This window comes from Pseudomonadota bacterium (assembly GCA_039193195.1).
Taxonomy (GTDB): Bacteria; Pseudomonadota; Gammaproteobacteria; order Steroidobacterales; family JBCBZW01; genus JBCBZW01.
This window is the reverse complement of record JBCCWS010000008.1, coordinates 1-12384: the sequence shown is the minus strand read 5'-3', so window position 1 is coordinate 12384 and position 12384 is coordinate 1. Positions and strand designations below refer to the sequence as shown.

The following is a 12384-nucleotide window of genomic DNA, read 5'->3' as shown; positions in this document are numbered from 1 at the left end:
AATGGTGCGCTGGAGCGATTCACAGGTCCCGACGCTCGCCCTGGTGGCGATGGTCGCCACGGCCTTTGGCGGCGCCGGCTGCGTGAGCACGACGGTGATTCAGACCGGCGCGGTGGCTGCCCAGCAGGCCGAGGTTGAGTTGCCCGAGGAGCAGCTGCTCGATGTGGGCGTTACGGTCTTCGATCCCGGCTTGCCAACGCCCGAGGAAAAGGCGAAGCAGAAGAAAAACGCGGTCTCGATATCTGAAAGTGTGCGCAACGCGGAGGCGCGCTACATCCCCTACGTGCTGAGCGAGACCCTGCAGCAGACCAACCACTGGGGTGCCGTGCGGGTGATCCCGCGGGCTTCGAACAGCGTTGACCTGACCGTCTCCGGCGCCATTGTCCACTCGGACGGCGAGCGCCTCAGCCTGAGCATCGAAGCGCGCGACGCGACGGGCCGACTGTGGTTCGAAAAAGACTACGATCACCTAACGGGGCAATTGTCCTATCGCGACTCATTGCCCCTGAATCAATCCCGCTTGGATCCCTTCCAGGACCTCTACAACATCATCGCCAACGACCTGGCGCAGGCGATGGAGCAGATCACGCCGGAGCAGCGCGTGGCGATTCGCCAGGTGGCCGAACTGCGCTTCGCCGGCGATCTCTCCCCCGAGGCCTTCGGTGACTTTCTCGCCGAGACCGACGGCCTGTACAAAGCCCGACGGTTGCCCGCGTACTCGGACCCGATGGTGGCGCGCATGCGGCGTATCCGCGAGCGCGAGTACCTCTTCTTCGACACGCTCGACCAGCACTTCCAGACCTTTGCCCAGGAGATGGACGTGCCCTACGACGAATGGCGCAAATACACCTACGATGAGGTGATCACCCTACGCGAGATCCAGCGTCAGGCCCTCGCGCACAAGCTCATTGGCGGCGCAGCCATCGCGGGCGGCCTGTTCGCCAATACGGACAGCACGGCAGGCAGCATTGCCGAATGGACGGCGATCACCGGCGGCATCGCCGCGCTCAAGGTGGGTATCGACAAGAAGCGCCAGTCGCGCCTGCACGCGGCTGCGTTGGAGGAGCTAAACGGTTCCTTCGAGGCCGAGGTTGAGCCCATGGTGGTTGAGATCGAAGGGCAGACCGTCACCCTGCAGGGCTCGTTGGATAGCCAGTTCGATGAGTGGCGCACGATCTTGCGCGACATCTACTCGCTGGAGACCGGCGAGACCTTCAGCACCGCGGGCAGCGGCGGGGATGGGGCAGGTTCTGCGGCTTCCGGTGAGGGCACCGGAGAAAGCGCACCGCGTTGAACCCGCGTAGCGAGGGCTGTTGCGCGGTCCAGAGCGAGGCGCGGCGGTGGCTGGCGTGTTGAACGAGGGGCAGCGCCTCGGCAATCGGTTCATTCTGCGCCAACGCCTCGGCGGCGGGCATCACGGCTCCGCCGTATGGCTGGCGGAAGACCTGCAGGCCGCTCGTCCCGTCGCCCTCAAGCTCCTCGGGCACCCGGCGGACCCTGCTCAGCGCAGGGCTTTGCTCGAGCACGAGCGCTCGGCGATGGCCCGAGTGCAGCACAACGCGGTGGCTTGCGCCCTCGAGGTGATCGAGGCGCAGGGCGAGTCGTTCCTCGTGATGGATGCCGTGCTGGGACAAGGGGGGGGCGGTTCTGGCGCCCTTGCCGGAGCGCGCCCCCGCGAGCTCTCGAGCCTGCGCGGAGCGCCGGGTGAGGACTGGATTCGCCCAGTGCTGCAGCTTGCCTCCGCCCTGACGGCCGTGCACGCCGCCGGGGTAGTTCATCGTGACGTCAAGGCCTCCAACGTTCTAATCGATGCCCAGGGCAACGCTCTTTTGATCGACTTCGGCGTGGCAGCGATCGTGCGCGACGCGCCCCCTGAGCAGGCGCTGCGCAGCGGCGGTTCTCCCCTGGCGATGAGTCCGCAACAACGGGCTGGCGAAGCGCCGAGCGTTGCAGACGATATCTACGCGTTCGGTGTACTGCTGCACGAGCTGGCCTTCGGACGCGCGCCGGTGGAGGGCAACACGGTCGACGCAGTCGGATCCAGTGCTGGACTCTCCGATCTGATTCGGCGATGCCTGCAGGAAGCCCCGTCTAAGCGCCCCGCGGACATGAAGCTGGTGGCCAACATCCTGGCTCAGGTAGCGAGCGCAGACTTCAACGCAACTCGCGCGCCACTGGCTCTGAGTGCGGTGAAGGCTGCCGAGTTCATCGACCCCACCCCCGTGCGCAGCGTCGCGCGCGTGGGGGCGACGGCCGCCGCTGCGGGTAAATCCGCCAAGGCCGGCGGCGGCGTGCCCTGGCGATTGCTAGGCGCCGTGTCCGCGGTCTGGCTGCTCGTGCTGTCCGGAGTAGTCCTGAGCCTTCTTTCCCCCCGAGTCGACGTGCCCGCCACCGCCTCACGCAGCCCGGCGCCGTCCGTGGCCGAGAGGGGTGAGCCGTCGCGCGCTGAATCGAGTATCGCCGCGCCGATGGAGTTTGCGCGCCTACGCCGCGAACGGGACGCCATGCTCGATGACGTCAACGAGGTGCTAGATCTGCGGTCTGCGCTTGAAGCGCGTGCCGTCGTCGAGTGGGGCGAGGAGCGTTACGCGCAGGCCATTGCCCTGGGTGTGCGTGGCGATGAGCTCTTCCGTGCTAACGATTTTGTTGCCTCGGCAGAGGCCTACGGGCAAGCTCGGGAGCTCTTTGAGGCCCTCCAAGACAAGGCGCCGGAAGTGGCGGCAAGTCGGGTGCAGGATGGATGGGCTGCCTATGAAGCCGGCAAGGCGGCCGAGTCGATCGTCGCCTTCGAGCAGGCCCTCGCCATCGATGATTCTCTGCGCGATGCGCGCAACGGACTAGCTCGGGCGCGGCAACTCGACGAGGTGCTAGCGCTGAGCACTGAGGCTCAGGAGCTAGAGCGCAGCGGCGCCCTGCGCGATGCCGCCGGTGCCTACGAGCAGGTGCTGGCCCTCGACAGCGACCGGGAAGACGCGCGCGCGGCGCTTGCAAACCTGCGCTTACGCCTCGATCGGTCGAGCTTTGACCAGCGCATGTCCGAGGGTTTCGCCGCCCTCTCGGCCGGGGACTTCAGCGCCGCCAGGCGCGCGTTCGAGGCTGCGGGCCGCTTGGATCCCGACGCAAGCGTCGTGCGCGATGCCCTAGCCCAGGTGGATGTGGACTCGCGAGGTCGGCAGCTCTCCTCCCTGGGCGCTAAGGCCGAGCAGCTGGTGGCCCAGGAACGTTGGCGCGAGGCTCTGGCCGTCTACGACGAGGCGTTGGCGATCGACCCCAGCCTACGCTTTGCCCGCGAGGGTCGCGAGGTGGCCGCTCGTCTGAGTGAGCTGTACGAGCAACTCACCTTCTATGCCGACGACCCGCAGCGCCTCGCGGACAACTCGATTCTCAAGCGCGCGACGCGGGTGCTCGAGAGCGCGCGGCAGACAACGCCGCGCGGCCCGCAGCTCGAAGAGCGCCAGGCGCGACTGGCGCAGGCCATCGACGAGGTCCGCCAGCCCGTGCTCATGCGCATCGCGTCAGACAACAGGACCAACGTACGTATCCTGCGCGTAGCGGATCTCGGGCGCTTTCAGCAAACGGAGTTGCAGCTGCGACCCGGTCGCTACACGGTGATCGGTACCCGCGACGGCTACCGCGATGTGCGTGAGGAATTCACCGTGACCGTGGGCGGGCAGAGCCAGGTCATCGATGTGCGCTGCGTGGAGAAGATCTGAGCGATGGGTGAGGGGAGTGCTAGCAGGTTGTTGATCGGGCGAGGCGGCGAGGAAGCCGCCTACGCGCTGCCGGTGACCTTAGGTGGCGCGGCGCCGGGCGCCGTGACGATCGGCGGTAGCCAAGGACCGGTGGCCGACTTGTCCGAGGTTGACGGCGGGCAGTTCCTGTTACGCCCGACAGCCGGCAGCGCGGTGTTGCTGAACGGCAGACCCGTCGATGCACGCGGCGCAGCCTTGCGCGCCGGCGATCAGCTGCAACTAAGCGAGGAGACTTACCTCGTTGGGTGTCCTGTTTCGGGCGTGTGTTCCCTCACCCTGGCGAGTGATGAGCCCTCGGCTGGAACCTTGCCTCCAGAGGAGAGCGAGGTCACTGCGTTGGCGGCGTCGCAGGCCATCGCATCGTCAACTGCGCCTGGCGCCGCGCCCTCGGCGAGGACTTTGCAGCCGGACAACACCCGGAGCGCCAGCACTGGCGCAATCGCGCCTGCTGAGTTCTCTCGCTCGGCGCCGGTGATCGAGCGTTCGCGCGGTGTGCCTTGGCAGGTGCCGGCGGGGCTTGTGGGAGCAGTGTTCCTGGCGGGCCTATGGTTCGTGTTTACTGCCCGTTCGGTCACGATCGATATCACGCCCGCTCCGGAGCGGGTCGCCGTGGCCGGCGGCCTATGGAAGATCTCCTTGGCGGACCGACGCCTGATGCGATCGGGTGAGTATCGGGTAACCGCGCAGCGTGAGGGCTACCACCCGCTGGAGGAGGCCTTCACGGTAGGGGCGGCGCCGGCTCAGACGTTTACCTACGAGATGGCTAAGCTCCCCGGGCGAATCACGATCGAGACCGATCCAGCGCAAGGCGTGTCGCTGAGCGTGGACGGGGATGCGCGCGGAGCCACGCCCCTGCAGGTGCTCTCCGTGGAGCCAGGCGAGCGGGTGTTCTCCGCCACTGCTCCGCGCTATCAGCCGGCCGAGGTCACCCTGGACATCGAGGGTCTGGATCGCGAGCAGACCGTGCGCTTGAGCCTCGATCCCGACTGGGCTGACGTGGCCGTGAGCAGCTCGCCACCGGGTGCAGAGATTCGCGTGGACGACGAAGTGCTCGGCACCACTCCGGCCACCGTCGAGGTGCTCAGCGGCACGCGTCAGCTGGAGCTGAAGCTGCCGGGCCACAAGCGCCATCGCCAGTTTTTGCAAGTGCGTGCCGGCGAGCCCCAGACCCTGACCGAGGTGTCCCTGGCCGCCGCCGACGGTTTGGTGAACCTCCGCTCGATGCCGAGCGGCGCCCTCGTGACCGTGGATGGGCGCTTTGCCGGCCAGACGCCCGTCGAGTTGGAGTTGCAGCCCGATCGCAGCCACCGGGTTCAGCTCAGCAAGGCCGGCTACCAGCCCCTGACGCAACGGGTCAGCGTGCCCAGCGGGGAGGAGCGCAGCCTGCAGTTGTCCCTGCAGGCGATCACCGGCACGGTGGTCATCGAGGTGGAGCCAGCGGATGCGGAGCTATTCGTCAACGGCCGGTCGGTGGGCACTGGGGCGCAACGCGTGAGCCTGCCAGCAGTGGAGCAGGTGATCGAGGCACGTCGAGCGGGTTACGCTGCTGCCACCGCTCGGGTCACTCCCCAGGCAGGCTTTGAGCAGCAGGTCAGTCTGGCCCTGCTCACCGAGGACGATGCAGCTTACGCCGCAATCCCGAAGCAACCCGTGGTGGGACCCGGTGTCGCGCTGCAGTTCATCGATCCCGAGACCACTCCCAGCCAGCGCGACGGTGCGCTGCGCTTCACCATGGGTTCCTCGCGGCGCGATCCAGATCGCTTGGCGAATGAAGTGCAGTACGAGGTCGAACTCACGCGCCCGTTTTACGTCTCAACAAGAGAGATCAGTAACGCCCAGTTTGGAGCGTTCCGTCGCGGCCATCGCTCCGGCGCCCTGGCCCAGAATGGGCTGGGCGACCCCCAGCAGCCGGTAGTACAGGTGAGCTGGCAGGATGCCGCGGCGTTCTGCAACTGGCTGAGCCGTCAGGAAGGACTATCGCCCGCGTACGTCGACCAGGGCGGGCAGCTGGTGGCCGCATCACCCATGACTACGGGTTATCGTCTGCCCACGGAGGCTGAGTGGGCGTGGCTAGCGCGTTTCGCTGGCGGCGACGCCCTGAAGTTTCCCTGGGGCGACCGGCTGCCGCCAGCGGAAAACTCGGGCAACTACGCGGGGGCGGAAGCGCGTTCGATCGTCGGCGCGCAGCTTCGTACCTACGAAGATGCCTATGTGGTGAGTGCGCCCGTAGGCTCGTTCCCTCCCGGCCGCCTCGGCTTCTACGATCTGGGCGGTAACGTGGCGGAGTGGGTTCACGATTGGTTCGGGATCAACGTAGAGCCAGGTCCCTTGCGCGATCCTCTGGGGCCGAACTTGGGTCGCCAGCGCGTGGTGCGGGGGGCGAGCTTTCTCACCAGCGGCGCGACGGAACTGCGCCTGACCTATCGAGACTTCGATGACCAGGCGCGTGAAGATCTCGGGTTCCGCGTGGCCCGTTACTATCGCTAGGCGAGGAGGGACTGATGAACCGATCTGAGGGACGCGACGAGACGCCGCCGACTGGGTCCATCCGTCGAGCCACGCTCGGGCTTGCCATGGTCGCTGTGCTCGGGGGGGCAGCCGTCGTGCTCGCGCAGGGCGCTCAGGATGAGCCTGACGCGGAGGACGAGGACTTCGGCGCTGGGGATTTCAGCGCGAAGACCGCGCAGGAGGAGGAGTCTCCCCAGCGCATCGACCTGGGCAATAGCGGTGGCGGTGGCGCCATCACGCCCGAGCAGGCGGCGGAGGCGGCGAGTCCGCGTACCGACGGAGGCGATGCGGCAGGCGAAGACGGCGCCGCCGAGGGCGACAACAGCGTCTTTGTGCCCACCGAAGAGATCCGCGTGGATACGGACATCGCATTTCCGGTTGATATCTAGAACAAGAGTTAACGCGCATGACAGGCAGCAGCCGACGCTACGGGTTCGAGTTTTTCTTCCAGTTGACCGCGCTGGTGATCGTGGTCATCGCGGTGCACGCGGTGTACGTGACCACCGTGCGCCCGCTGGCCGATGCCATCATGGAGCAGCAAGCGCAGAGCATCGAAGCGGATCCGAACTACGTGCCCGAGCGATCCGTGTACATCGTGATCCGCGACTTCGAGCAGGAGACCTGCTTCATTTTGCTGCTGTGGGCTTTGGCTATCATCGGCCTGAAGGGTTGGGAGGCGCTCGGCGAGCGGCGCATGCTCGATGGCGAGCTCATCCCCCTCGCCGAGGGGCTCAGCATCCTGCCCTCCGATACGCGCGAGTACGCGCGCCCGGTGCAAGCCTTACCCGACGGGAATCGACAGATGCTGTTGCCGCGTGCGTTGCTAACCGCGCTCCATCGATTTTCCTCGACGCGTAACGTGCAAGACACCTCGACGGCGGTGCGTTCCGTATGCGATGCGGAGTCCGATCGCCTCGACTCGGAGCTTGCCCTAGTTCGCTACATCGCGTGGGCGATCCCCTCCGTTGGCTTCATCGGGACCGTGCGCGGTATCGGCGCGGCGCTCGGCGAAGCGCACAAAGCGGTGGAGGGCGATATCACCGGTGTCACGGCGAACCTGGGCGTTGCCTTCAACTCCACCTTCGTCGCCCTGTTGCTCAGCATCGTGCTAATGTTCGTGCTCTACCAGCTGCAGCAATTTCAGGAGCGCCTGGTGCTCGATACGCAGAGCTACTGCGATGAGCACCTGATCGCCCGCCTGCAGGTGCGGGGCACATGAGCACGCTAATACTGGAGCTTGCCGACTCAGGCGTCTGCGCCTGGGACGGACAGGCGGCTTCGTTGATTTCGAGCCCCGGTTACGCACTGCTCGAGGCAGGCGCGGTGCAGTCCGTGGGCGAGGACGCCTACGCTCAGGCACGCCTACAGCCGCGAGCGATTCACGATCGCTTCTGGGACGAGCTGAGCCTCGAACCCCTAGCGAGTGCGGCGGGTAGCGGTCAGACCGCCGCCGATCTGGCCTGCGAGCACCTGACGCGGGTCTGGGAGTCCTTGCGCACGCATCAGCCGAAGGAGGTGTTCCTAGCTGTCCCGGGTACTTACGACCGCGAACAGCTCGCGCTGGTGCTCGGGATCGCTCGGGAGGCGGGGCTGCCGGTCACGGGCTTGATAGACGCTGCCCTCGCCGCCGTACAGGCCACTGACCCTGGGCGCACGCTCATGCACCTGGACGTGCATCTGCACCGCGCCCTGATCACGCGGTTTACGCAGGGCGAACAGCTCTCGCGTGCGGGCGTAGAAAGCACTCGCGGCAGCGGCCTGCGCGCGCTCCGTGAGCGCTGGATGGGGGCGATCGCCAACGCCTTCGTCGAACGTACCCGCTTCGATCCGCTGCACCTTGCTGAACACGAACAGCAGCTGTATCAGCAACTCAGAAACCTATCGGAAAGTATAGGCGATGAGGGGCAGCTGTCCCTTGAGATCAGCACGTCATCAGCCACACACAATGCGCAGGTGGATGGACAGACCCTGCGCGAAGCGGCTGATCAGGAGTATCAGCGCTTGCTCGAACTGGTGAGTGCCACGAGCACGCCAGGAGAGGCGCTGCTGCTGCAGCTATCCCACCGTGCGGGATCACTGCCCGGCTTGGCAGATCTGCTCGGCGAACTCCCGGGTGTGCAGGTTCAGGTGTTGGGGCCTGATGCCGTGGCCCACGGCACCCTAGCCCTAGGCGACGCGCTGCGTCAGCACGACGCGGCGCAGGGTGTGCCCTACCTCACGCAGGTTGCCTGGCAGCAGGCAGGAACGGCTGGTGCGTCGACGCCGTCGGCGCCGCCCAGGTTGACGCCCACGGCGGATCAGGTGCCGACTCACGTCGTCTACGAGGGACTGGCTCAACCGCTGTCGAGTACGCCCTTGATGGTCGGCGTGCAGGTGGGTGTAGACGGCGCACCTGCAATTCAGTTGGGCGCACCGCTGCGTGGGGTTTCACGCCAGCACTGCGCCCTGGCGCTCGGTGCAGATGGCGTCGCCACGATCACCGATCACAGCACCCACGGCACCTGGCTCAACGGCCATCGTATCGACGGCCAGGCCACCCTGCGCATGGGTGATCGCCTGCGCGTCGGCACCCCGGGCCACGAGCTGCACCTCGTGCGCGTCACGAGCTAGTCCCCATGGCACGGCGCAGCCGCCTAAACGCGTTCAGCCTGTCGTTCCTCGACATCATGTCGTGCGGGTTCGGTGCGGTGGTCCTGTTTTTCATGATCATCAACAACGAGTCTCGCGTACGCGCGGACGATGCAGAGGCCGAACGACTGAGCGAAGTGACACGCCTCGAGCTCGCCCTCGATACGCAGCAGGAGCGGTTGGCGGAGGCCCGCAACACGCTAGCTCGCGTGGTCGATGAGCTCGATGCCACCCAGGGCCGCAGCGCCCAGCTCATCTCTCGCTTGGAGTTGACACGTGAGGAGCTGGCGGATCTCGAGCAGAAGACACGTGCCAGCCGCGAGAACGTCAATCAGCTCACTTCGGACCTGCAGTCCGTGGACGATGAGGCAGAGCGGTTGAGGGTGGAGACCGAAGGTGCGGACTTCGGTAACGCTCGGCGGGCCTTCGAAGGCGAGGGTCAGCGCCAGTACCTCACGGGCTTGCGTCTCGATGGTGAGCGCGTGCTCGTGCTGCTGGACACCTCCGCCAGTATGCTCGATGAGACCATCGTCAACGTGATTCGCCGCCGCAACATGAAGGACGAGGATCGAAAGGCCTCTCCGAAGTGGCAACGGGCCGTGCGCACGGTGGAGTGGTTGATCGCGCAGCTCCCCCAGGGTGCTTCCTTCCAGCTCTACGCGTTCAACACGACCGCGCAACCTACGCTCCAAGGCACAGGCGGTACCTGGCTGGGGCTCGATCAGTCCACCCGTTTGGAAGAGGTGGTAGATGGATTGAAGTCTCTGCTCCCTAACGGGGGTACCAGTCTCTACAACGCCTTCATCGTCGCCCAGCAGTTCGAAGAGCCACCCGATAACATAGTGCTCATCACGGACGGCCTACCGACTCAGGGGCGCAACCCGCCGCGACGGGCCACGGTGAGTGCCCGCCAGCGTTTGCGCCACTTCGAAGATGCGATCGATCAGTTGCCTAACGAGGTGCCCGTGAACATCATCCTGTTCCCGATGGAGGGCGATCCTCGCGCCTCCAGCGCCTTCTGGCAGCTAGCCCAGTTCAGTGCTGGCTCGATCATGAGCCCTGCGAGGGACTGGCCGTGAGCGATACGCCCTCAGCGCGGCGCCGCTCGCGGCGCGAAGTGGAGCAGGTCAGCCTATCCTTCCTCGACGTGATCAGCTGCGGCTTCGGTGCCGTGATCCTGTTGCTAGTGATCTCCAAGTTCTTCGAGCCGGTCAATCTGGAGCGTCGCGGTGAGGAGCTGGACGGGGTGATTCAGGCGCTCGAGGCACAGCTACAGGAGATTCGCGGACAGGCCACGATACTCAATCGCGAGCTCTCCGGGCGCGAACTCCAGCTCTCCGAGCAGCGCGAACTCCTCGCCCGCCTGCAAGGGGATTTCTCCGAGGTGCAGGGGGAGTTCGAGTCGACACGGCGCGAATCGGAGGTCACCGCCATTATCGAGGAGCGCTTGGCCGTGGCACGGCAGGATCTCAGCGAGGAGATGGAGCGACTGATCGGTCTGAACTACCGACGTAACCTAGAGGATACGATAGGTGGAATACCTGTTGACTCCGAGTACATAGTATTTATCGTCGATACGTCCGGCAGTATGCAGAACTTCGCCTGGGATCAGGTGATGCGCACGCTGGAGGAGACCCTCGATGTCTACCCCACGGTGAAGGGCATGCAGGTGATGAACGACATGGGCGACTACATGTTCCCGCGCTACGCAGGCGAGTGGATCCCGGATACGCCGGGGCGGCGCAAAGCTGTGATCGACCGTATGCGTACCTGGGCACCCTTTAGCAACTCGAGCCCAGTGGAAGGGATTCAAAAGGCGATCTCCACCTTCTACGCCCGCGACAAGCGCATCAGCCTCTACGTGCTCGGTGACGAGTTTGCGAGCGGCGGCTCCATGGAGAACGTGCTGGATACGGTCGATCGCCTCAACCGCCTCGATTCCGAGGGTTCGCGACGCGTGCGCATTCACGCCGTGGGCTTTCCCACCCAGTTCTTGGTGAACTCCACCCGTCGCGTCACGGGCGTGCGCGTCGCGACGCTCATGCGAGCGATGTGCGAGCGCAACGGCGGCACTTTTGTCGGGCTGATCAACTAGTGTCCTGAGTTAGAAGTTCGTTGATGACTTCGCGGCACCTTTTCGCCCCTGAACACGTTGCTCCTCCTCCCGTGGGACCTGCCACGCTCGTCGTGGCGCCGCGCTTAGGGACAAAAACTCGCGTGCGAATTCATCAACGAACTTCTAACTCAGGACACTAGCCCTCGGCTCGCGCCGCGCCCAACAGCGCTCGCCTTGTGCGACCTCAGCGGCAACGAGTGCCCTTACCGCCCGCCCGAATTCGTCATTTTCTATCGCTCCCTCGCCAGCTGACGCCCCAGGGCCGCGCGTGCCTGCGGCCTCTAATGGCTCCCAAGCGAGCAAGGCCAATGCCTTCACGCCGGCCTGCCGCGCGACACGAACCGAAGCGATTGACGAACATGGGAGACCATAGCGATGCAGAAGACAAACAGGATTGCCGTCGGCTTAGCCCTCAGTGCGATGGTGCTGGCAGCTAATCCGGGCGTGGCCGACACGATTCCCCACCCTGCGGAGCCGCCCGAGAAGGGCAAGCGTATAGCCGAAGGCGCAGGCGTGGGCGGTGGCATGCTGGTAGGGGGCCTGGTGGGCGGGCCCATCGGCATGATGGTTGGGGCTGGCTTGGGGACTTGGCTTGGGTCGCGCGTAGTAGAGGCGAGCCGAGCAGAAGAGGCGCAGGAGCAGCTCGCCTCCACCGAACGAACCCTGGAGGAGACCCGTCAGAGTCTCGATCGAGCGTATGCGCAGAACCGAGACCTCGAATTGGATCTCGCCGATCGCACCGATAGCCTGGCCCAACTACAGGCGCTGAACGCCAGCGCCCAACAAGCCAATCAGGAGCTTCGCTCAGCCCTGGCATCAGGCTTGGAGATGCAGGTGATGTTCCGCACGGGCGCGAGTGATCTGACAAGCGCTTCGGCAGAGCAGGTCACGAGCCTTGCGGGTGTGCTTGCCGACGTCGACGGGTTGATCGTACAGCTGGACGGCTACGCTGATCCGCGTGGTGATGAGCGGTACAACGAGACCCTCACCGCCGCTCGGGTCGCCAGCGTCGAGAAGGCGCTGCGAGCCGGTGGCCTGCGCGAGAGCCAGCTCGAAGGGTTCGCCCACGGCGAGCGTGCCTACGCCTTCGAGGAAGGCGATTACGATGCTTACGCGCTTGAGCGCAGGGTTGATATCACCCTGCTGGCCGTAGAAGAGAGTGCCACTGCCGGCAGTGTAGAGGCGGGCGGAGAAGAAGCTTCGGTGGACCTGGTGCTCCTAGGCGAACGATAGGCAGAGCGTAGGGCCGCGGCGCGTCCCGCGCCCCGGCCCCAACCCCCACAGGTTGAACGTTTACACACTGCCAAATTACAAAAACCGGGCCCGGGCGCCGCGGGTTTATTGGCCCGGTTTGGAGAGTTAGGCCAAATACATTTAGTT

9 protein-coding genes are annotated in these 12384 nt (G+C 65.6%); all 9 read left to right on the top strand.

Features of this window, described 5'->3' with window-relative positions:
* The first annotated feature begins 1 nt into the window (after position 1).
* The 9 genes from AAGA68_09410 to AAGA68_09370 all read left to right on the top strand — a co-directional run bounded on the left by AAGA68_09410 (position 2) and on the right by AAGA68_09370 (position 12237).
* Positions 2–1294, top strand: coding sequence for a hypothetical protein (locus tag AAGA68_09410; GenBank protein MEM9385263.1), 1293 nt, complete (start codon positions 2–4; stop codon positions 1292–1294).
* Between the two features lie 46 nt (positions 1295–1340).
* Entirely contained in the window at positions 1341–3713 is a 2373-nt protein-coding gene (locus AAGA68_09405) for a protein kinase (GenBank protein MEM9385262.1), read from the top strand.
* A 3-nt stretch (positions 3714–3716) separates the two neighbouring features.
* Positions 3717–6239 carry a PEGA domain-containing protein gene (locus AAGA68_09400; GenBank protein MEM9385261.1) on the top strand — a complete coding sequence of 841 codons (2523 nt, stop codon included), beginning with the start codon at positions 3717–3719 and terminating at the stop codon, positions 6237–6239.
* Between the two features lie 14 nt (positions 6240–6253).
* Positions 6254–6649: a hypothetical protein gene (locus AAGA68_09395; GenBank protein MEM9385260.1), complete on the top strand. Its 396-nt coding sequence runs from the start codon at positions 6254–6256 to the stop codon at positions 6647–6649.
* 17 nt (positions 6650–6666) lie between these two features.
* The gene (locus AAGA68_09390) at positions 6667–7479 is read left to right on the top strand and encodes a MotA/TolQ/ExbB proton channel family protein (GenBank protein ID MEM9385259.1); all 813 of its coding nucleotides are present in this window, start codon (positions 6667–6669) and stop codon (positions 7477–7479) included.
* Entirely contained in the window at positions 7476–8870 is a 1395-nt protein-coding gene (locus AAGA68_09385; GenBank protein ID MEM9385258.1) for an FHA domain-containing protein, read from the top strand. Before AAGA68_09390 ends, AAGA68_09385 begins: the two co-directional genes overlap by 4 nt.
* Before the next feature lie 5 nt (positions 8871–8875).
* Complete coding sequence (locus AAGA68_09380; protein MEM9385257.1) at positions 8876–9967, top strand: VWA domain-containing protein; 1092 nt, start codon at positions 8876–8878, stop codon at positions 9965–9967.
* Positions 9964–10983 carry a VWA domain-containing protein gene (locus AAGA68_09375; GenBank protein ID MEM9385256.1) on the top strand — a complete coding sequence of 340 codons (1020 nt, stop codon included), beginning with the start codon at positions 9964–9966 and terminating at the stop codon, positions 10981–10983. Before AAGA68_09380 ends, AAGA68_09375 begins: the two co-directional genes overlap by 4 nt.
* A 396-nt stretch (positions 10984–11379) precedes the next feature.
* Positions 11380–12237, top strand: a complete 858-nt coding sequence (locus AAGA68_09370) for an OmpA family protein (GenBank protein ID MEM9385255.1) — start codon at positions 11380–11382, stop codon at positions 12235–12237.
* Positions 12238–12384 lie beyond the last annotated feature (147 nt).